Annotated in this window: 19 protein-coding genes and 3 tRNA genes; 8 read left to right on the forward strand and 14 right to left on the reverse strand. The window is 71.4% G+C overall.

What is annotated here, in order from left to right; all coding sequences use genetic code 11:
- Positions 1 to 2 precede the first annotated feature (2 nt).
- Together ACYVKF_RS09635 and ACYVKF_RS09640 are read left to right on the forward strand one after the other, a co-directional pair.
- Positions 3 to 509: a hypothetical protein gene (locus ACYVKF_RS09635; RefSeq protein ID WP_460966283.1), complete on the forward strand. Its 507-nt coding sequence runs from the start codon at positions 3 to 5 to the stop codon at positions 507 to 509.
- Positions 506 to 2,074 carry an LGFP repeat-containing protein gene (locus ACYVKF_RS09640; protein ID WP_460966284.1) on the forward strand — a complete coding sequence of 523 codons (1,569 nt, stop codon included), beginning with the start codon at positions 506 to 508 and terminating at the stop codon, positions 2,072 to 2,074. Before ACYVKF_RS09635 ends, ACYVKF_RS09640 begins: the two co-directional genes overlap by 4 nt.
- A 6-nt stretch (positions 2,075 to 2,080) precedes the next feature.
- Here ACYVKF_RS09640 and selB read toward each other — a convergent pair whose 3' ends face one another.
- From selB to ACYVKF_RS09655, 3 genes are all read right to left on the reverse strand, one after another.
- Entirely contained in the window at positions 2,081 to 3,529 is a 1,449-nt protein-coding gene (gene selB / locus ACYVKF_RS09645; protein WP_460966285.1) for a selenocysteine-specific translation elongation factor, read from the reverse strand.
- Positions 3,530 to 4,861, reverse strand: coding sequence for an L-seryl-tRNA(Sec) selenium transferase (selA, locus tag ACYVKF_RS09650; protein ID WP_460966286.1), 1,332 nt, complete (start codon positions 4,859 to 4,861; stop codon positions 3,530 to 3,532).
- 14 nt (positions 4,862 to 4,875) lie between these two features.
- Positions 4,876 to 4,971, reverse strand: a tRNA-Sec gene (locus tag ACYVKF_RS09655).
- Positions 4,972 to 4,995: 24 nt separating this feature from the next.
- On the opposite strand from ACYVKF_RS09655, the gene selD reads away from it, so the two are divergent.
- From selD to ACYVKF_RS09680, 5 genes are all read left to right on the forward strand, one after another.
- A complete protein-coding gene (gene selD, locus ACYVKF_RS09660) occupies positions 4,996 to 6,012 on the forward strand; it encodes a selenide, water dikinase SelD (RefSeq protein WP_460966287.1) in 1,017 nt (338 codons plus the stop codon).
- A gap of 39 nt (positions 6,013 to 6,051) precedes the next feature.
- Positions 6,052 to 6,345: a hypothetical protein gene (locus ACYVKF_RS09665; protein ID WP_460966288.1), complete on the forward strand. Its 294-nt coding sequence runs from the start codon at positions 6,052 to 6,054 to the stop codon at positions 6,343 to 6,345.
- A gap of 103 nt (positions 6,346 to 6,448) precedes the next feature.
- Complete coding sequence (locus ACYVKF_RS09670; protein WP_056916073.1) at positions 6,449 to 6,892, forward strand: SRPBCC family protein; 444 nt, start codon at positions 6,449 to 6,451, stop codon at positions 6,890 to 6,892.
- A gap of 134 nt (positions 6,893 to 7,026) precedes the next feature.
- Positions 7,027 to 7,209, forward strand: coding sequence for a YegP family protein (locus ACYVKF_RS09675; protein WP_056916074.1), 183 nt, complete (start codon positions 7,027 to 7,029; stop codon positions 7,207 to 7,209).
- A 6-nt stretch (positions 7,210 to 7,215) separates the two neighbouring features.
- A complete protein-coding gene (locus ACYVKF_RS09680) occupies positions 7,216 to 7,722 on the forward strand; it encodes a hypothetical protein (protein ID WP_056916075.1) in 507 nt (168 codons plus the stop codon).
- 17 nt (positions 7,723 to 7,739) lie between these two features.
- Here the strand turns inward: ACYVKF_RS09680 and ACYVKF_RS09685 are convergent, their stop codons facing one another.
- The 7 genes from ACYVKF_RS09685 to gyrB form a co-directional block, all read right to left on the reverse strand.
- A complete protein-coding gene (locus ACYVKF_RS09685; RefSeq protein ID WP_056919481.1) occupies positions 7,740 to 8,633 on the reverse strand; it encodes an SGNH/GDSL hydrolase family protein in 894 nt (297 codons plus the stop codon).
- A gap of 162 nt (positions 8,634 to 8,795) precedes the next feature.
- Positions 8,796 to 8,871 (reverse strand) — tRNA-Ala (locus tag ACYVKF_RS09690).
- A 17-nt stretch (positions 8,872 to 8,888) separates the two neighbouring features.
- Positions 8,889 to 9,008 (reverse strand): DLW-39 family protein, encoded by a 120-nt coding sequence (locus ACYVKF_RS09695; protein WP_235529214.1) that lies wholly within the window; start codon positions 9,006 to 9,008, stop codon positions 8,889 to 8,891.
- 44 nt (positions 9,009 to 9,052) lie between these two features.
- Positions 9,053 to 9,129, reverse strand: a tRNA-Ile gene (locus ACYVKF_RS09700).
- Between the two features lie 141 nt (positions 9,130 to 9,270).
- Positions 9,271 to 9,780 (reverse strand): DUF3566 domain-containing protein, encoded by a 510-nt coding sequence (locus ACYVKF_RS09705; protein ID WP_235529213.1) that lies wholly within the window; start codon positions 9,778 to 9,780, stop codon positions 9,271 to 9,273.
- Entirely contained in the window at positions 9,777 to 12,425 is a 2,649-nt protein-coding gene (gene gyrA, locus ACYVKF_RS09710) for a DNA gyrase subunit A (protein ID WP_460966289.1), read from the reverse strand. The genes ACYVKF_RS09705 and gyrA overlap by 4 nt, the downstream gene beginning before the upstream one ends.
- A 172-nt stretch (positions 12,426 to 12,597) precedes the next feature.
- Positions 12,598 to 14,589, reverse strand: a complete 1,992-nt coding sequence (gene gyrB / locus ACYVKF_RS09715; RefSeq protein ID WP_056917335.1) for a DNA topoisomerase (ATP-hydrolyzing) subunit B — start codon at positions 14,587 to 14,589, stop codon at positions 12,598 to 12,600.
- Between the two features lie 518 nt (positions 14,590 to 15,107).
- Between gyrB and ACYVKF_RS09720 the strand changes: the two genes are divergently transcribed.
- Positions 15,108 to 15,881: a hypothetical protein gene (locus ACYVKF_RS09720; protein WP_460966290.1), complete on the forward strand. Its 774-nt coding sequence runs from the start codon at positions 15,108 to 15,110 to the stop codon at positions 15,879 to 15,881.
- Between the two features lie 27 nt (positions 15,882 to 15,908).
- Here ACYVKF_RS09720 and ACYVKF_RS09725 read toward each other — a convergent pair whose 3' ends face one another.
- The 4 genes from ACYVKF_RS09725 to ACYVKF_RS09740 form a co-directional block, all read right to left on the reverse strand.
- Entirely contained in the window at positions 15,909 to 17,342 is a 1,434-nt protein-coding gene (locus tag ACYVKF_RS09725) for a protealysin inhibitor emfourin (protein WP_460966291.1), read from the reverse strand.
- Positions 17,343 to 17,424: 82 nt separating this feature from the next.
- Positions 17,425 to 17,604: a hypothetical protein gene (locus ACYVKF_RS09730; protein WP_157581444.1), complete on the reverse strand. Its 180-nt coding sequence runs from the start codon at positions 17,602 to 17,604 to the stop codon at positions 17,425 to 17,427.
- A 133-nt stretch (positions 17,605 to 17,737) separates the two neighbouring features.
- On the reverse strand, positions 17,738 to 18,841 hold the full coding sequence (locus ACYVKF_RS09735) for an alcohol dehydrogenase catalytic domain-containing protein (protein ID WP_460966292.1): 1,104 nt from the start codon (positions 18,839 to 18,841) through the stop codon (positions 17,738 to 17,740).
- Entirely contained in the window at positions 18,838 to 19,326 is a 489-nt protein-coding gene (locus tag ACYVKF_RS09740; RefSeq protein WP_460966293.1) for an acyl-CoA thioesterase, read from the reverse strand. The genes ACYVKF_RS09735 and ACYVKF_RS09740 overlap by 4 nt, the downstream gene beginning before the upstream one ends.
- Positions 19,327 to 19,341: the final 15 nt, after the last annotated feature.

The raw sequence follows: 19,341 nt of genomic DNA on the forward strand, positions 1-19,341 counted from the left end.
CCATGGCAGACGCATACGGACTCGCCGCTCAGGCACCTCGGGGGTGGCACGTGGCCGTCTCACGGCGTCCCGGTGCCACCGACCTGGGCCCCTCCGCCCGGGGAGCTGCCGAGGACGTGACCCGTCCGGTCCTGCACGCCTGCACCAGGCCGATGCCGACGGCACGCGGGGACTTCGGGACCGGGGTGGTCGACCTCCTCGGCCCGGACGACATCTTCGTGGCCCTCGTCGACTACGGCACCGAGGTCGCCGACCAGGGCCTGTTCGAGAAGCAGGGGCTGCCCCGCCTGGCCCCGTCGCAGTTCGGCCCGAACCGGTTGCAGCGGCCGCTGCTGGGGCTGAGCGCGTCCCAGCACTTCTTCAGCTCGGGTGGTCGGGCGTTCTGCCTGTTCACCGTGCTCGGCAGCCACGCCCGTCGGATGGGTTCGGTGCCCCGGGCGGTCGCCCTCGTCAACTCGTTGCGCATCACCGACCGGGCCACCCTGGCCCGACAGGGAGGACACCCGTGAGCGCCCTCGACGACCTCAACGCCGGCCCGGGCGGCATCGCCGGGTTCGTCACCTCGCTGACGCGGCGGATGCGCCCGGTGTCCCGCCGCGACGTGTTCGTCGGTGCGGCGGTGGCCGGCTCGGCCCTCGCGACGCGACCGAAGGACTACGTCCTGCGGCCCCAGCCGGCCTACGCGACGATCTGCGGCCCCGGCAACACCGCCAGCAGTGGCTGGACGGTGTTCTGCGCGACGGTCAACAAGGGAGCCAACACCTGTCCACCCGGCAGCTTCGCGGCTGGGTGGTGGAAGGCCGCCGACTCCTCGTGGTGCGGTGGCGGCTACCGGTACATCGTCGACTGCAACGCCTCCTGCTCCAAGTGCTCGACCGGCTGCACCGACGGCATCTGCGACAGCAAGTGCTGGAGCTGTTCCTGCGGGACCGGTTCGAGCGCCACGTGCGACCAGCGCCGCGTCTGCTGCAACGCCTTCCGGTACGGCCAGTGCAACACCCAGGTGAAGTGCAGCGGAGGCGTGCACTGCCGGGTCGTCAGCTGTGTCGCCCCCTACAAGTGGGACGCCTGCACGACGACCTCGCTGCAGGACAACCGCACCAACGAGCACAGCTCGCCCCTGCTCCCACGCTGGGGGGTCATCGAGAAGAAGTACCGCGACATGGGCGCCCAGGGGTCGTTCCTCAAGTCGTCCCTCGGGCCGATCAAGGACAACGGCGACAACCGCGGCACCCGCGTCGACTACCAGGGTGGCTCGATCCACACGAACTCCAGGACGGGTACCCGCGCGGTGCCCAACGTCGTGAAGACCGTGTGGACCCAGGTCGACGGGGTCAAGGGCCTGCTGGGCTACCCCGCCAGCGACTGGATGACGGGGCGGGCGCAGGGCGGCTGGGTCCAGCTCTTCGAGCGCGGCGCGATCGCCGACTCGCCGAGCACCGCGCCGAAGGTCGTCTACGCCGACGCGTACACCCTCTGGGTGAGCGAGGGGCGCGAGTCCGGACGGCTCGGGTACCCGATCAGCAACCGGTACTCCGGCATGGTCGACGGAGGCTGGCGGCAGGAGTTCCAGTCCGGCTGCGTCGTCGACTCGGCCTCGACGACCATCCAGTCCGTGTGGAGCGTCCGGTGGGACGTCTGGAAGCGCGAGGGCCGGGAGGCCGGGCGGCTGGGCTACCCGGTCGCGCCGAAGGAGGACCTCGGCAACGGCGCATGGGTCCAGCGCTTCCAGAAGGGCTGCATCATCGACTCGGCCTCGACGACCACCCAGGCGATCAGCGGTGTCATCCACACGGCGTGGGTCGCCGGTGGGCGCGACCAGGGCTGGCTGCACTTCCCCACCGGGGCGCAGGGGACGGCAGCGCGAGGGGTCTACCAGAGCTTCCAGGGCGGCGACGTCTGGGCGCTCGGCACCGGGCCCGGCCGACGGGTGCTCGGCTCGGTCCGCGCGGAGTGGAAGGCGCAGGGCGGGGCGACCGGCCCCTACGGCTATCCCCTCACGGACACCCGGCGCCTCGCCGACGGCACCATGACCTGCACCTTCGAGGGCGGCACCATCACCGTCGCTCCCTGACGTCGGCTACCGCAGCACCCGCGTCCCGTCGGGGAGCCGGCGCGTCACCATGAGGCTGTCGAGCCGTTCGAGCAGGGCGATGACCACCCGGCGCGAGGTCTGCAGCGCGGCGGCTGCGTCACCGGGGCGGAACGGCTCGGCCAGCCCGTGGACGGCGTCCGTGGCGCGAGCCACCGCGTCGCCGGCCAGCACCAGTCCGCCGAGGCGGGTCACCTGTCCGGCTCGTTCTGCTCCCGCGAGCACGTGGGCGGTCACTCCCCAGCTCCCGAGCTGCTCCCGGGTGGGCGGGTCGAGGGGGTGGACCGCCAGCCACGACCCCAGCGTCGTCAGGGGTCCGTCGTCGCCGGCGGTGGGGGCCGTGCCGGGTTCGTCGGCAGCACCCTGACGAGTAACCGTCGGTCGCTGACGTCGCCGCGGCGGGTCGAGCGCCACCACCTCGACACCGGCGCGCACCTCGTGCAACCCCGGATCCCTCAGCACCCCGCGGTCGCCGAGCGCCAGCGGCAGGGCGGTGGCGGGCCGCAGCCTGAGCCGCCCGTCGGCCAACGCGTGGACGTGCACGCCCACTGCGGCCGTGCCCACGTGCAACACGAGCTGGCGCGGCCACGACCGGGGTATGGCGCCGCGTGGCCAGGGTTCGTGGGTGGTCACGTCCACGACCGCTGTCGGGCCGGGCAGGCGCGGGTCGAGCAGCACGTCCCCCCGGGCGACCCCGTCGAGCGGGACCGCACGCAGGTTGAGCGCCACCCGCGCTGGCGCCGCCACCCGGTCGACGGGCCGGTCACTGGTCTGCACCCCGCGGACCCGGACCACCTCACCGCGCAGCAGCAGCTCGTCCTCGACCTGCACCGTCCCCGCGGTCAGGGTGCCGGTGACGACGGTGCCCACGCCACGCACGGTGAACGCGCGGTCCAGCCACAGCCGTACCGGTGCCTTCGGGTCCGCGTCCCCCACGGCGACAGCGAGCCGGCGCAGCGCCGCACGCAACCCGGGCAATCCGGCGCCGGTGCGACCCGAGACGAGGACGAACTCGCGGGCCGCCAGGCCCAGGGCGGCCAGGTGCTCGACCGCGGCTCGTGCCGAACGGAGCGCCCTCGACTCGTCGACGAGGTCGCACCGGGTGACGACGAGCAGCACCTCGCGCAGGCCGAGTGCCGCGACGGCTCGGGCATGCTCCTCCGACTGTCGGGCCCAGCCCTCGTCGGCCGCCACGACGAACATCACCCCGGCGACGGCCCCCAGTCCGGCCAGCATGTTGGCGGCGAACCGCTCGTGGCCGGGCACGTCGACCAGGGACAGGTGCACCCCGTCGAGGTCGGTCCAGGCGTAGCCGAGGTCGATCGTCAGTCCGCGGTCGCGTTCCTCGGCCCACCGGTCCGGCTCGGTGCCGGTGAGCAGGCGGACCAGGGTGGACTTGCCGTGGTCCACGTGGCCGGCGGTGGCGACGACCGCCATCTACGCCGTGCGCCCGGCCAACCGGATGGCCGCCGCGACGTCCGCGTCCCGCTCGCCGGGGACGCACCGCAGGTCGACCAGGCAACGGCCGTGGTCCAGGCGTGCGAGGACGGGGCGGTCGAGCGCCCTCAGCGCGGCGGCATACGGCTCGGGGAGGGCGACCGCCCACCCCGCCAGGGGGAGTCCGGGTGCACCGCCGCCACCGACGACACCGTCGGCGGGCACCACCTCGAGGACGTGCGCGGGGTGGCTGGCGGCCACCGCACCGGTGACCTCCGCGGCCAGGCGCTCACAGCGGGACCGCAGTGCCCCCGGGTCGGCCTCGAGGGCCTCCCACACCGGGGGGCGGGGGCCGCGCACGGTGGCCTCCAGCCCGGCAAGCGTGGTCTTGTCGGCCCGCAGCGCGCGGGCCAGGGGGTGGCGGCGCAGACGTTCGACGACGTCGGCCGTGCCGAGGACCAGGCCGGCCTGTGGTCCACCGAGCAGCTTGTCGCCGCTGCACGTCACGACCCAGGCCCCGTCGCGCAGGGAGGTCGTCGCATCCGGTTCGTCGGGCAGGAGCGGGTGTGGACGCAGCAGGCCGCTGCCGATGTCGTGGACCACCGGCACACCGAGTCCGGCGAGCTCGCGGACGCCGACCGATGCGGTGAACCCCTCGACCCGGAAGTTGCTGGGGTGCACCACGAGGATGCAGCCGGTCTCGGGGCCGAGGGCGCGCTCGTAGTCGGCCAGCGTGGTGCGGTTCGTGGTGCCGACCTCCCGCAGCCGGGCGCCGGTGCTCTCGATGAGGTCGGGCAGGCGGAACCCGTCGCCGATCTCGACCATCTGCCCGCGGCTGACCACCACCTCGCGTCCGGCGGCGAGGGCGGTCGTGGCGAGCACCAGGGCGGCGGCACCGTTGTTGACGACGAGGGCACCACCGGCGGACGGCACCGCGCCGAGGAGGGCGGCGAGCGTGCCCCGACCACGCGTCGACCGGTTGCCGGTGGCGAGGTCGAGCTCGACGTCCACGGTGCCCGCCGCGGCCACGACGGCCTCGACCGCGGCAGCCGACAGCGGTGCCCGTCCGAGGTTGGTGTGGATCACGACCCCGGTCGCGTTGAGCACCGGCGTGAGCGTGGTCGCCCGGGTGGGCAGCCCTGCCAACGTCGCCGCCACCACCTCGTCCGGACGTAGGCCGCCGCGACGCACCTGCTCCTGCGCGGCCACCACGGCGGTTCGGACAGTGGCTCGACCCAAGCGCGAGATCGCCTCTGCCACAGCGGGTTCCGCAAGGACGATGTCGGTACGCGGCACGAGGCGACGCACGTCGCCCGGCTCCGGCTGCGGCATACGTCCTCCTGTCGTGGCGGAGGCGGACGGGAATCGAACCCGCCAAGCCGAGCTGCTCGGCTTCACCGGTTTTGAAGACCGGGAGGGCCACCAGGCACCTGTACGCCTCCGCTGGCGAGGCTAGCGTAGGCACGGTGAGCACCCTCGACGCGACCACCGAGACGCCTGTCCGGCTGACGCAGTACGCCTCCGGTGGGGGGTGCGCCTGCAAGATCCCGCCCGGAGAGCTCGAGGTGGTCGTCCGCGGTCTCGTCGGCGGCGCACCGGTCGGAGCCGGTGACGGTGACCTCCTGGTCGGGCTCGACGACGGCGACGACGCGGCCGTGCTGCGCATCGACGGCGGCACCGCGGTGATCAGCACCGCCGACTTCTTCACCCCGGTCGTGGACGACGCCTACGACTTCGGGCGCATCGTCGCGGCGAACGCCCTCTCCGACGTCTACGCGATGGGCGGCCGTCCCGTCCTGGCGGTCAACCTCGTGGGCTGGCCACGGGCGGTCCTGCCGTTGGAGCTGTTGCGCGAGGTGCTCCGCGGGGGCCTGGACGTCGCCCGGTCCGCCGGCTGTGCGGTCGCCGGCGGGCACAGCATCGACGACCCCGAGCCGAAGTACGGGATGGCCGTGACCGGCCTGGCCGACCCGAACCTGTTGCTGCGCAACGACGCCGCCGTGGCCGGGCTGCCCATCAGCCTGACCAAGCCGATCGGGGTGGGGGTCCTGAACAACCGCCACAAGTCGACCGGTGAGGTCTTCCCCCATGCGGTGGCCTCGATGGTCGCGCTCAACGACGTCGCCTCCGCCGCTGCCGTCGCGGCCGGGGCGCGGGCGGCGACCGACGTGACCGGGTTCGGGCTGCTCGGGCACCTGTGGAAGCTGCTGCGCGCGTCCGGGGTGGGGGCCGTGCTCGACTCGACGGCGGTGCCGGTGCTTGACGGGGCCCGGGAGTCGCTGCGGGAGGGGTACGTCAGCGGCGGAACGCGACGCAACCTCGACTGGGTGCGCCCCCACCTGGACGCCGAGGTCTCCGAGGAGGTGCTGCTCATGCTCGCCGACGCCCAGACCAGCGGTGGCCTGCTCGTGGTCGGTGAGGTGCCCGGTGCGCCGGTCATCGGCCACACGGTCGCCGGCCCCCCTCGCCTGCGCATCACCTGAGGTCTTGTCGTCGGGGGCTCGGGAGCGCACGCTGGAGTGATGAGGACCTTCGACGTCACCGCGCGCTCGCGTCGCGGCGGGCTGAGCACGTGCACCGTCCCCGCGGACAACGCCGGGGAGGCGGTCGCCCTGGTGCGTTCCCTCGCTCCCGCCGACGCCACCGACGTCACCGCGTATGCCGTGTACCGGCAGCGCCGGGTCCGTGGCCGCCGCCTGGTCGGCCTCTTCGCCGGACCCGGCGCCGACGGTGGACCGGCAGGGGTGCGGGAGCCCCGTCGCCCCCGGCCGGCCCCGCCCGGCCTCGAGGTGCACGCCCTACCTCCCACCCCCTAGCTGCCCGGCGCGAACTCGTCCGTGCGACGGACCCGGAGGGTGGCACGGAGCAGTACGGTGTCCGCACCCCTGCACGACCCCTCGACGTGTCCGGAGACCTGTCATGCCCCGCTTCGCACACACGCTGTCCGTCAGCGCCCCACCGTCCGTGGTCTTCGCGATCGTCGACGACTTCAGCCAGACACCGCAGTGGCTGTCGCGGTGCACCGGGATCGACAAGCTCGACGCCGGGGCCAACGACGTCGGCACCAAGCTGAAGTACCACTACGACGACGGCCGGCGCACGGGTTCGATGGACGGCGAGGTCATCGCGCGCGAACCCGACCGCCACTTCGCGATGAAGTTCACCGACAAGATGATGGACGTCACGGTGGACTTCGTCGCCGCCTCGGACGGGGTGGGGACGACCCTGACGCACTCGATCGACATCGGCACCCGGGGGTTCGGGAAGCTCTTCACCCCGCTCATCCGTCGCGACCTGCCGAAGCAGACGATGGACGCCATGACGAAGCTCAAGTCGATGGCCGAGGCGCGCGCGACCCACTGACGAGCCGACCGGTCGAGGGGTGCGCTCCACGTCCGTGGACGCTGCCTGAGTCCGCACCTCATGGACCTGTACGGGCGCACCCGGCGGTCCTAGGCTGCCAAGCGTTTCGGTTGTCCACTCGACGGAGGTGCGCCATGGCGGGGAAGTTCGAGCTCTACCAGGACAAGGCCGGCAAGTGGCGGTTCCGTCTCAAGGCCGGCAACGGCCAGGTCGTCGCGGTCGGTGAGGCGTACGAGAGCAAGTCCGCTGCCCAGAACGGCATCGCCTCGGTGCAGACCAGTGCGGCAGGAGCCCCGACCGTCGAGGTGGACGGCTAGGTCTCCGTGGCGGATCGCGCCGAGCGCTGGCGGGTGTGGGCGGCTCGGGTCTCCGTGGTGGTCGCTGGGGTCGTCGTCGCCGTGGCCCTGGTGAAGCTCTGGGCGTTCGCCAACACCGACAACCCTGCGGTCATCGAGAACTCGGCGATCACCCGGACCGTCGGCGTGGCGTGCGCGACGATGCGTGACTCGGTGTCGGCGGCGGCGGTGCCCACGTCCGCACCCCGCAACCAGCGGCTCGGCGCCATCAACGCGCAGAACGACGCCGTGGTCGAGATGCTGACCACGCTGCGCTCCCTCGGTCCGGGCGTGGTCGACGCCGACCAGCCGACCGCCCAGTGGATCGACGACTGGGAGCAGCTGGTCACTGCCCGCGACGCGTACGCGCGGTCGCTGGCGGCGGGCAAGCCGAAGCCGTTGGTCCTCCCCGTCGTCGACGGTCGCCCGCTCGTCGCCCGCTTGAACGACGTCGGCGTCAACTGCCGCGTCCCCTTGGCCCTGCTGGCCCCCTGACCTTCGGACCTGCGAGGTCAGAGTCCGAGCTGGAGCAGGGTCTGCTCGGCCATCGCGGCCTCGCCGGTGGCGTTCGGGTGCACCGGGAAGGCGTTGACCGGTGCAATGGCCGGCTCGATCCAGCGGGTGCCGACGGGGGCGCACGCGTCGTGCCCACGGGAGCTGGCAGCCATGTCGATGAACCGGGCGCCTGCCTGCCGCGCCGCCTTGGCGATGACGGCGTTGAGGACGTCCTGCTCGTGCTTGAGCCACGGCACGTCACCCATGGCGATCGGCATCGACCGGTAGCAGTCGAGCCGGCCGACCTCGGGGAGGATCTGCGGGTAGCCCACGATCGCGATCGTCGCGGCGGGCGCCTTCTTGCGTACCGCCTTGAGCGCTGCCAGGACGTTGGGGTAGGTCTGGTTGACGATCGCGTCGGTGAAGGTGGTGCCGTACTTGCGCTGGCACGGGTTGCCCAGGACGTCGGTCGCCGAGATCGTCGCGCAGCCGAAGAACGAGCTGGTGAAGACGTCCTCGTCGTTGCCGCCGATCGTCATGGTCACGAACCGGGTCTTCTTCGTCACCGCGTCGAGCTGGGGCGCGACACCGGGAGCCTGCGAGCCGTAGAAATCTGCGGTCTTCGCGCCGCTGCAGGTGACGTCGGTGAAGGACCTCGGCTGCGTGGCGGCGGCCAGGTCGTGGGCGAAGTTCAGCGTCGACCGGCTGCAGGTGGCCGGGGCACCGGCGACGAGCGGGGCCACCCCCGCCGCGGAGGCGTAGCTGTCACCGAGCGCCACGTAGGGGGACGTCTTGATCGAGTGGTGGTTCGCCTTCGGGGGACTCACCTTCGCGGTGGCGGGGACCGCAACTCCCACTCCCAGGGCTGCGGTGAAGAGGGTCGTGGCGAGGACACTCGTGGTGCGGCGCATCAGGAACTCCGATGTTCGTGAACAGCCCGGGTCCGGCTCGCCCCGGCGGGTGACGTCGGTGGCACCCAGCCCAACGTAACCCCGCGACGTCGCGGCAACGAGTCGAGCGGGCGGCGGAAACGGAAGAGGCCTCCCGGCACACCGGGAAGGGCCTCTGAACTCTGGTGGAGCCAAGGGGACTCGAACCCCTAACCCCCTGCTTGCAAAGCAGGTGCGCTACCAATTGCGCCATGGCCCCCGACGTGCGGGCTGCGACTACGAGGGTGAGTCGGTCGCCTGGGCCCAGAGGTCCTTCTCGGCCTGCTGGTCCTTGAGCTTCTTCTGCACCGCGGCAGCCCCGACGACGGTCGCAATGAGGAGCAGGATCTTCTTCACGGCGGTCCGCCTTCCCTCGCAGAGGAACCCGCGGGGATCGGGATTGGTGGGCCTAACAGGACTTGAACCTGTGGCCTCTTCCTTATCAGGGAAGCGCTCTAACCGTCTGAGCTATAGGCCCGTGAGCCCAATCTCCGCTGCGCCACGGAGGGTGGCGCGAGGCACGAGGTTACATGACAGGTGACCCGCCCACCAAAACGGATACCGCCCACCCTCCGGGGCCGGAGGATGGGCGGTTTCGCGTATGCCGCGGGGCCGGCTCTCAGTCGTCGGTGAGGGTCAGCTGGAGGCCGCCGACGAGGGCCGAGCAGATGTTGTAGAGGAACGCTCCGAGGGTGCTCAGGGCGGTCAGCAGGATGACGTCGATGACCCCGATGACGATCGACAGGGACAGCACCCGGCCGAAGCCGAGGAAGTCCATGATGTCGAACGGGTTCTGCGCGTCGTTGAAGACGGTCCCGACCAGGCGGTTGACCTCGGAGAAGACGCCCATGCCCGAGAGGATCATCCACAGCACCGCGACCATGACGACACCGGCGATGCCGAGGGCGACCGAGATGAGGAACGACATCTTCATCGCCGACCACGGGTCGACCCGCGAGACGGTGAGCTTCACCCGGCGGGCCCGGGCTGCGCTCGCCGCCGTGGTGGCCGCCCCGGGTCGGGACTGCGCGCCGGCGCGCGGTGCTGCCGAACCATCGGCGTTGCGGCTCATGGCACCGGACTCCTTCCCACCGGGCAGGGAGGTGCTGGTCTGGCCTGCCGTGCTCACTCGTTACCTCCGCTGGCGTCAGTCCCGGTCTCCTCGGTGGACTCCGGCGCCGTGTCGACCGACTCGTCGACACCCTCGCCGGCCACCTGGGCGACCTGCTCGTTCTCCGACGACGGTACGGCATCGACGGCCTGGGAGTCGCCTTCGGCACCCTCGGCGACCTGAGAGTCATTCAGTTCCTCGGCGGCACGCTCGGGGTTCCGGGCGACGGCCACGACGGAGTCGCTGTTCCCCGGGCTGGCGAACTTCATGCCCTGGGTGTTGCGGCCACGTCGGGTGACGGGACCCACCGGCATACGGACGATGTTGCCCTTGCCCATGATGACCAGGACCTCGTCGTCCTCGCTCACCGTGAGGGCGCCCACGAGGTCGCCGTTGCGCTCGGTGATCTTGGCGACGGCGACACCGAGGCCGCCACGGCCCTTGGCGTTCCAGTCCGAGGACGGGCTGCGCTTGGCCATGCCGTTCTCGAACACCACGAACACGTCGGGGTCCTCACCCTCGTGGATGACGCTGAGCGACAGCAGCGAGTCGTCGCCGCGGAACCGCATCCCGGTCACGCCGCTGGTGGCGCGGCCCATCGGGCGCAGCTGCTCGTCGGTGGCGTGGAACCGCACCGACTGGGCCTTGCGCGACACGAGGAGCAGGTCGTCGGTCTGCGACGCGAGGTCGGCCGCGACGAGCTCGTCGCCGTCCTTGAGGTTGATGGCGATGAGCCCACCGCTGCGCGGGGAGTCGTAGTCGCCCAGGCGGGTCTTCTTGACCAGGCCGTTCTTCGTGGCGAGCACGAGGTAGGGCTGCTGGGCGTAGTCGCGCACGTCGAGGACCTGGGCGATCTTCTCGTCCGGCTGGAACGCGAGCAGGTTGGCGACGTGCTGGCCCTTGGCGTCGCGGCCCGAGTCCGGCAGCTCGTAGGCCTTGGCGCGGTAGACCCGTCCGAGGTTGGTGAAGAAGAGCAGCCAGTGGTGCGAGGTGGTGGTGAAGAAGTGGTCCACCATGTCGTCGCCGCGCAGCGAGGCGCCGCGGACTCCCTTGCCGCCACGTCCCTGCGACCGGTATGCGTCGACCCGGGTCCGCTTCGCGTAGCCACCACGGGTGATGGTGACGACCACGTCCTCCTCGGGGATGAGGTCCTCCATCGACATGTCGCCGTCGAAGAACTCGATCCGGGTGCGCCGGTGGTCGCCGTACTTGTCGACGATCTCCGCGAGCTCCTCGGACACGATCGTCCGCTGGCGCTCGGGCTTGGCGAGGATGTCCTCGAAGTCGAGGATGAGGGCCTCGAGGCGGTCGTGCTCGTCGATGATCTTCTGGCGCTCGAGGGCGGCCAGGCGGCGCAGCTGCATCTCGAGGATGGCGCGGGCCTGGATCTCGTCGATCTCGAGCAGGGCGATCAGCCCGTCGCGGGCCGCCTCGACGGTCTGCGACCGGCGGATGAGGGCGATGACCTCGTCGAGGGCGTCGAGCGCCTTGAGCAGACCACGCAGGATGTGGATCTCGTTCTCGGCCTTGCGCAGGCGGAACTTCGTCCGGCGCTGGATGACCTCGATCTGGTGGTCGACCCAGTGCCGGATGAAGGCGTCGATCGGCAGGGTGCGCGGCACCCCGTCGACGAGCGCGAGCATGTTGGCGCCGAAGTTCGTCTGCAGCTGGGTGTGCTTGTAGAGGTTGTTGAGCACCACCTTCGCGACGGCGTCGCGCTTGAGCACGACCACCAGCCGCTGGCCGGTACGACCCGAGGTCTCGTCGCGGATGTCCGCGATGCCCGAGAGCCGGCCCTCCTTGGTCAGCTCGGCGATCTTCTGCGCGAGGGTGTCGGGGTTCACCTGGTACGGCAGCTCGGTGACCACGAGGCACTGCCGGCCCTGGATCTCCTCGACCTCGACGACCGCGCGCATGATGATCGAGCCACGGCCGGTGCGGTAGGCCTCCTCGATCCCCTTGCGGCCCAGGATCAGTGCGCCCGTGGGGAAGTCCGGTCCGGTGATCTTCGAGACGACCGCCGCCTGCACGGCCTCGCGGTCGGCCTCGGGGTTGGCCAGGATCCACTGGGCGGCGTCGGCCACCTCGCGCAGGTTGTGCGGCGGGATGTTCGTGGCCATGCCCACGGCGATGCCGGAGCTGCCGTTGACCAGCAGGTTCGGGAACCGGCTCGGCAGGACGGTCGGCTCCTGCGTCTTGCCGTCGTAGTTGTCGCGGAAGTCGACGGTCTCCTCGTGGATGTCGCGGACCATCTCCATGGCCAGCGGGGCCATCCGGCACTCGGTGTACCGCGGCGCTGCCGCCGGGTCGTCACCCGGGGACCCGAAGTTGCCCTGCCCGTCGACCAGCGGGTACCGCAGCGACCAGTCCTGCACCAGGCGGACGAGGGCGTCGTAGATCGAGGAGTCACCGTGCGGGTGGTACTGACCCATGACCTCGCCGACGACGCGGCTGCACTTGTTGTAGCCGCGGTCCGGACGGTAGCCACCGTCGTACATCGCGTAGACCACGCGGCGGTGGACCGGCTTGAGCCCGTCACGCACGTCGGGCAGCGCGCGGCTGACGATGACCGTCATCGCATAGTCGATGTAGCTGCGCTGCATCTCGGCGTTGAGGTCGACCGCCTCAGTGCGGTCGTACTCGATCGGCGGTATCTCAGTCATGAAAATCCTTGCGTATCAACGAGGAACGGTGACGATCAGAGGGAGGTGCTGCGGGGGGCGCGCAGGCCGTGGTGGGTTGGCGGGAGCAGGGAGTGCGCGCAGCGCGCGAGCTGCGGATGAACAGGCCAAGCGGCCCCCGCAGTGCCGCCCGTCGGCGAGCCCCGCTGCATACCTAGATGTCCAGGAAGCGGACGTCGCGGGCGTTGCGCTGGATGAAGCCACGACGGCTCTCGACGTCCTCACCCATGAGGATCGCGAAGATCTCGTCGGCCGCGGCCGCGTCGTCGAGCGTGACCTGCAGCAGCACGCGGTGGTCAGGATCCATCGTGGTCTCCCACAGCTCCTGGTAGTCCATCTCGCCCAGACCCTTGTAGCGCTGGATGCCCGCGTCCTTCGGCAGGCGCCACCCCTGGGACTGCCCGGCCTTGAGCATGGCGTCACGCTCACGGTCGGAGTAGGAGAACTCGTGCGCGTGGTTGCTCCACTTGAGGCGGTACAGCGGCGGCTGCGCGAGGTAGACGTAGCCCTCCTCGATCAGCGGACGCATGAACCGGAAGAGCAGCGTCAGCAGCAGGGTCCGGATGTGCAGGCCGTCGACGTCGGCATCGGCCATCAGCACGATCTTGTGGTAGCGCGCCTTGGTCTTGTCGAAGTCCTCGCCGATGCCGGTGCCGAACGCCGAGATCAGCGCCTGGACCTCGTTGTTGGCGAGCACCTTGTCGATGCGGGCCTTCTCGACGTTGAGGATCTTGCCTCGGATCGGGAGGATCGCCTGGTTGTGCGGGTTGCGACCGCGCACGGCGGAGCCGCCGGCCGAGTCACCCTCGACGATGAAGACCTCGGAGATCGAGGGGTCCTTGCTCTGGCAGTCGCGCAGCTTGCCGGGCAGGCCGCCGGACTCGAGCAGGCCCTTGCGCCGGGTCGCCTCGCGCGCCTTGCGGGCGGCCATGCGGGCGGCGGCGGCCTGGATCGACTTGCGGACGATGTCCTTGCCCTCGGTCGGGTGCGCCTCGAGCCAGTGGCCGAACTCGTCGGTCATGGCCCGCTGGACGAACCCCTTGACCTCGGAGTTGCCGAGCTTGGTCTTGGTCTGGCCTTCGAACTGCGGCTCGCCCAGCTTGACCGACACGACGGCGGTGAGGCCCTCGCGGATGTCGTCGCCGGTGAGGTTGTCGTCCTTGTCCTTGAGCAGGTTCTGCTTGCGCGCGAAGTCGTTGATGAGCTTGGTCATCGCCGCGCGGAAGCCCTCCTCGTGGGTGCCGCCCTCGTGGGTGTTGATGGTGTTGGCGTAGGTGTGCACCGACTCGGAGTACGCCGTCGTCCACTGCATCGCGAGCTCGAGCGACAGCTGTCGCTCGGTGTCCTCGGACTCGATCGAGATGATCTCGTTGTGGACCGGCTCGGACTTCTTGGACGAGACCAGGTGCGTGACGTAGTCGACCAGGCCGTTGTCGTACTTGTAGCTGACCTTGCGCGGCTTCTTCTCCGTCACGTCGACCACATCGGCCTCGTCGGCGTCGACCGCCGCCTCCGGGACCCGCTCGTCGACCAGGTTGATGGTCAGGCCCTTGTTGAGGAACGCCATCTGCTGGAAGCGCGCGCGGATCGTCTCGAAGTCGTAGGTCGTCGTCTCGAAGATGTCGCCGTCGGCCCAGTAGGTGATGGTGGTGCCGGTGCGGTCCGACGCCTCCATCTTCTCCAGGGGGGCCGTGGCCTCACCGTGGTCGAAGGAGACCCGGAAGACGTGGCCGAGCTGGTGCACCTCGGCGTCGAGGCGGGTCGACAGCGCGTTGACCACGGAGGAGCCGACGCCGTGCAGGCCGCCGGACACCTTGTAGCCACCGCCGCCGAACTTGCCGCCGGCGTGCAGCTGCGTCAGGACGAGCTCGACGGTGGACATGCCGTACTGGTCGTTGTTGCCCGTCGGGATGCCGCGGCCGTTGTCGACGACGCGCACCCCGCCGTCGGCGAGCAGCGTGACGTCGATGGTGTCGGCGTAGCCGGCCAGCGCCTCGTCCACGGCGTTGTCGACGATCTCCCACACCAGGTGGTGCAGTCCCCGCTCACCGGTCGAGCCGATGTACATGCCGGGACGCTTGCGCACCGCCTCGAGGCCCTCGAGGACCGTGATCGCGCTGGCGTCGTAGTCGGCGCCGGCGGGCACCCCGGCCAGCTCTGCCTCGGCCGCGAGTCGGGCCGCCTCGGCCTGCGCTGCGGTGAGGTTCTCGCTGGGGTCCGAGTTGGGCGTGGCTCCCGGTGCGTCGTTCGGGGTGGTGCTCGGCGTGCTCTCGTGTGGCGTCTGGTCAGACTCGGACACGGTGCTCCTTCTCCGGTGGGGCAGCGCGCTCGGGGGTCGCCCCGGCGCGTCGCTGCTCCCTGCTCATGGCACGCGGCCGTTCTGGTGGAGACCAGCCGGCCGCGATTTCACCCCCCAGTCTACCTGTCAGGGTGGTCGCACAGGGCGTCAGGAGGCCCGTGAGCCACGATTTGAACCAAAAAAGGGCCCGGTTTGGAGTCCCGGTACGTCACCCCGTCCTCCAGAGCCAGATTTCGGGATTTCCGGCGTCCGCGAGCGGCTCGTGTGGGGCCCGTTCCGCAGGAGCACCGCCGGTATGGCCCGTCTGGGCCATTTTCCCCCATTCGGCCCTCGCGACAGGCAGCCGCCCACCTATCTTCTCGGCCATGCGGGGGAGACGTGTGTCCAAGGGCCTGACCGGGTCCGTCGTGCTGGTCGTGGCGGCCCTCGGGCTGTCCGGGTGTGGATCGGGGGTCGGTCTCTCGTCGGCCACCCTGACCACACCACCACCGATCCCCGGCGAGATCACCCAGACGGCGACCCGCACGGCGGTGCCTTCGCCGAGCACCTCCGCCTCGGCCGCCGGCACCTCCACGCCGAGGACCACCAGGTCGGCGAGCCCGAAGCCGGCAGCCTCGTCCACGACCGCCCTCCGCGGCGACGAGCAGCGCGTGACCGTCAAGCCCGCCGGCATCAGCTTCGCCGCCCCGATCGAGCTCGGCCGCGTCGACGCGGACGCCATGCTGACCCAGAACGCACAGGCGCCGGCCATGAAGGCGCTGGCCGCTCGACTCGGCGTCGGGACGACCGAGCTCAAGGACGGCCTGCTGCGTCAGACGGACACCATCCTGGTCGGTACGACGGTCGTCGTCGTGATGCACCTGCCGTACCAGGAGATCCCTGCGGACGACCTGCTGCGGCGCCAGCTGGAGTTCGGCTCGGGCGGCACGGTGACGAAGATCCGGCACGTGACGACGAAGGCCGGACCGGCCGTGCGCGCCAGCTACGTGATCACGTCGGGGACGAAGACCGTTGCCGGCGACGCGCTCATGGTCCGCACCGCGGACGGGATCGCCAACGTCTCGACGACGGCAGCCAGCGCCTCGCGCAGCGCGGCGGTCATGACCCGGATCATCCGGACGATTCAGGCCACCCGCTGACACCGCGACCTCGTCAGCCCTGACCGGTCAGTCGCCGAGGGTGCGACGGAACAGCTCACGCACCGGATCCGGTATGCCGTGCTCGGGCAACGTGACCTCGTCACCGTCCGGTGGGCAGGCCACGTGGTAGGTGAACGCGTCGGGGATGGTGCGCCCGCCCGGGCTCGCGGCCAGGGCGTGCAACCCGTCCTCGGCGAGCAGGCTGCGCCACTGGCTCGCATCGGGTTCGGGGAGCTCGGACAGCGCCACGGTGCGGGCCTGCCGCATCCCCGCGAGACCCCCGGTGCGCCGCACCTGGACGAGCTCGGCCGGCGCGGGAGCGGGGGAGGGGACGGTGGGGGACGGCACGGCCAGACCCTGGCCGGCGGTGACCGCGACCCCGACCTCGGCCCAGGCCTGCTCGACCGCCGTCGCCTGGCTGGACCCTGCGCCATACCTCGTGGTGGCGGCGGCCACGGTGAGGCGGGCGAAGGTGGCGAAGTCGCAGTCGGCGGCGATCCCGTCGCCGGTCAGGGTGTCGAACCAGATCTGGCCGGGTGCCTCCCAGGCGTTCCCGCCGATGGCGGTCGCCGCCAGGTAGAACGCGTGGTTGGGGATGCCGGAGTTGGTGTGGACCCCGCCGTTGTCGTCGGTGGTCTCGACATAACCGGCCATCGTGGCCGGCTGCGGGTCCTTGCCCAGCCGCGGGTCGTCGTACGCGGTGCCCGGCGCCTTCATCGAACGCAGCGCCACCCCCTTGATGTCCGCCGTGAACAGACCCGCCCCGATGAGCCAGTCGGCCTGTTCTGCGGACTGTCCGAGGGCGCGCTGGCGCACCAGTGACCCGAACACGTCGGACACGCTCTCGTTCAGCGCCCCCGACTGGCCCTGGTAGGTCAGTCCCGCGGTCAGCTCGGTCACGCCGTGGGTCAGCTCGTGGCCGATGACGTCGACACTGACGGTGAACCGGTTGAAGACCTCGCCGTCGCCGTCGCCGAACACCATCTGCGTGCCGTCCCAGAACGCGTTGTCGTAGTCCTTGCCGTAGTGCACCGTCGCGAGCAGCGGCAGCCCCTTGCCGTCGAGCGAGTCCCGGCCGTAGGCCTGCGAGTAGAGCGACCAGGTCTGGCCCAGGCCGTCGTAGGCCTCGTCGGCCGCGGGGTCGCCGGTGGCCGGCTCGCCCTCACGGCGAACCGTCGTGCCGGGAAGGGTCTCGGCCCCCTTGGCGTCACCGACGACGCGCTGCGGTCCGGACCCGTCGTCAGGGGCAGGACCAGTGGCTGACGGGGACGTCGTGGTGCCACCGGCAGCCCCGGTCGGGGAAGCGGCGGTGGGGCGTCCCTCACGGCGCGAACGGTGCTCGACGTCGCGGCGCAGGGTGTGCTCGGCCGACGCCGCAGCGTGGCCGTCGGCGGCGGCGAGCGCCTGCAGGAGGTACGGCGGGACGATCCCGCAGCGTGCTGATCCGGACATTTCGTTCATGGGTCCATGGTGCGCGGCCCCACCGACAACCGCCAGAGGTCGGCGGCGCCCGTCGCCATGCCGTCCGCCGTGGGGGACGGGTTCAGGCGGCGATGGTCGTCGAGTGTGCGAGGGCCTCCACGACGACGCGGCGCCAGCTCAGCCGGTTCAGGTCGGTGCGGCAGTGGGCGCCCCCGCACTCGCACGTCCAGGTCCAGGTGCCGCGGGCCTTGCTCACGACGGGGTGGTGGTGCGCGGTGTCGAGGTGACGTTGGCTTCGCATCACGATCTCCTGGGTGTCCGGGCCCCGGCGCTTCCGGGTGGCTCCACCCTCGCCCCGAACGGCTGGCCGCTCCGTGGCCCGGCAGACGCGCGGGATGTCGTCGTGCTGACACACGCCGAACCGCCGTGCCGGTTCAGAACCGGATGACCTGCCGTACGGCGCGTGCCGCAGCCAGCTCGTCCATCGCCTCGTTCACCTGGTCCAGCTCGATGGTCGAGGAGACGAGCGCCTCCACGGGCAGCCGTCCCTCGCGCCACCACTGGGCGAACACCGGGATGTCGCGGCGGGGGACGGCCGAGCCCAGGTAGCTGCCGATGACGGTCCGGGCCTCGGCGACGAGCTGCAGCGGCGAGATGCTGGCCCGGGCGTCGGGGTGGGGCAGCCCCACGGTGACGGTGCGGCCCCCCGGGGAGGTCGCAGCCAGCGCCGCCTCGAACGCCCTCGCGTTCCCGGCTGCCTCCACCACCACGTCGCCGCGGACGTCTCCTGCCCCCAGCTCCGCCGGGTCGAGCACCCGGGTCGCCCCCAGGTCGAGGGCCTGTGCGCGCTTGGCCGCGACCCCGTCGACGGCGATGACCTCGCCGGCGCCGAGGGCCACGGCGGTGAGCAGGGCCGCCATACCGACCCCGCCCAGGCCGACCACAAGGACGGACTGTCCGGGCTCGGGGGGCGCGGCGTTGAGCAGCGCACCCCCGCCGGTGAGCACGGCGCAGCCCAGCACCGCGGCGACATCGGGCGGGACGTCGTCCTCGACCGGCACCACGGAGCGGGTGTCGACGACGGCGTGGGTGGCGAACGCGGAGACCCCGAGGTGGTGGTGCACCGGGGCGCCGTCGCGCGAGAGGCGACGCCCGCCACCCAGCAGCTCACCGGCGCCGTTGCTCACCGAACCGGGACCGCACGGCATCCGGCCACCGGTCGCGCACCCCGGGCACGCCCCGCACCGGGGCAGGAACGTCATGACCACGCGCTGCCCCACGACCAGGTCGTCCACACCGGCCCCGACCGTGACGACTCGTCCCGCCCCCTCGTGACCGAGCAGCATCGGGACGGGGCGGGACCGGTTGCCGTCGACGACGGACAGGTCGGAGTGGCAGACGCCCGCGGCCTCCATCCGCACCAGCACCTCGCCCGGGCCCGGTCCGTCGAGGTCGAGCTCTCCGACCGTCAGGGGCCGGGTCTGCGCCCAGGGGCCGGCCCGGCCGACCTCCTCGAGGACCGCACCGGTGATCCTCACGCCCGCGCCAGGACGGCGTCGTCGAGCAGGTCGCGCACCACGGCCGGGATGGGGACGCTCGAGCGGGTCGTGCGGTCGATGTACACGTGGACCCAGTGCCCCAAGGCCGCCAGCTCGTCCGACCCGGCGTCGAACAGGCCCAGGGCGTAGGTGATGCTGCTGCGCCCCATCCGCTCGACCCGCACGCCGACGTCGAGGGGTCGGGGGTACTCCAGCTCACGGAGGTACCGGCACCCGGACTCGGCGACGACCCCGAGCTCGGGCAGCGCCATCACGTCGATCCGGGCACCCGCGATCAGCCAGCCGTTGATGGCGGAGTCGAACAGCTCGTAGTAGACGGCGTTGTTGAGGTGGCCGTACATGTCGTTGTCGGACCACCGGGTCGTCGCCGTGACCACGTGGTCGAAGTGCGCCCGGGTCAGGGAGCGCGGGTCCGGCCTCGATCCCGAGCCGTCGGTGGCAGTGCGGTCAGCGTCGGCCGTCATGGCTCGATCCTAGGC

The organism is Pedococcus soli (assembly GCF_054782575.1).

Coding starts and splice junctions, on each gene's coding strand:
- ACYVKF_RS09685 (WP_056919481.1), bottom strand. CDS start 8,633: ATGCGCCGCACCACGAGTGTCCTCGCCACGACCCTCTTCACCGCAGCC.
- ACYVKF_RS09675 (WP_056916074.1), top strand. CDS start 7,027: ATGGCGGGGAAGTTCGAGCTCTACCAGGACAAGGCCGGCAAGTGGCGG.
- ACYVKF_RS09670 (WP_056916073.1), top strand. CDS start 6,449: ATGCCCCGCTTCGCACACACGCTGTCCGTCAGCGCCCCACCGTCCGTG.
- selB (WP_460966285.1), bottom strand. CDS start 3,529: ATGGCGGTCGTCGCCACCGCCGGCCACGTGGACCACGGCAAGTCCACC.
- ACYVKF_RS09720 (WP_460966290.1), top strand. CDS start 15,108: ATGCGGGGGAGACGTGTGTCCAAGGGCCTGACCGGGTCCGTCGTGCTG.
- selA (WP_460966286.1), bottom strand. CDS start 4,861: ATGCCGCAGCCGGAGCCGGGCGACGTGCGTCGCCTCGTGCCGCGTACC.
- ACYVKF_RS09635 (WP_460966283.1), top strand. CDS start 3: ATGGCAGACGCATACGGACTCGCCGCTCAGGCACCTCGGGGGTGGCAC.
- ACYVKF_RS09740 (WP_460966293.1), bottom strand. CDS start 19,326: ATGACGGCCGACGCTGACCGCACTGCCACCGACGGCTCGGGATCGAGG.
- ACYVKF_RS09665 (WP_460966288.1), top strand. CDS start 6,052: ATGAGGACCTTCGACGTCACCGCGCGCTCGCGTCGCGGCGGGCTGAGC.
- ACYVKF_RS09730 (WP_157581444.1), bottom strand. CDS start 17,604: ATGCGAAGCCAACGTCACCTCGACACCGCGCACCACCACCCCGTCGTG.
- gyrA (WP_460966289.1), bottom strand. CDS start 12,425: ATGACTGAGATACCGCCGATCGAGTACGACCGCACTGAGGCGGTCGAC.
- ACYVKF_RS09725 (WP_460966291.1), bottom strand. CDS start 17,342: ATGAACGAAATGTCCGGATCAGCACGCTGCGGGATCGTCCCGCCGTAC.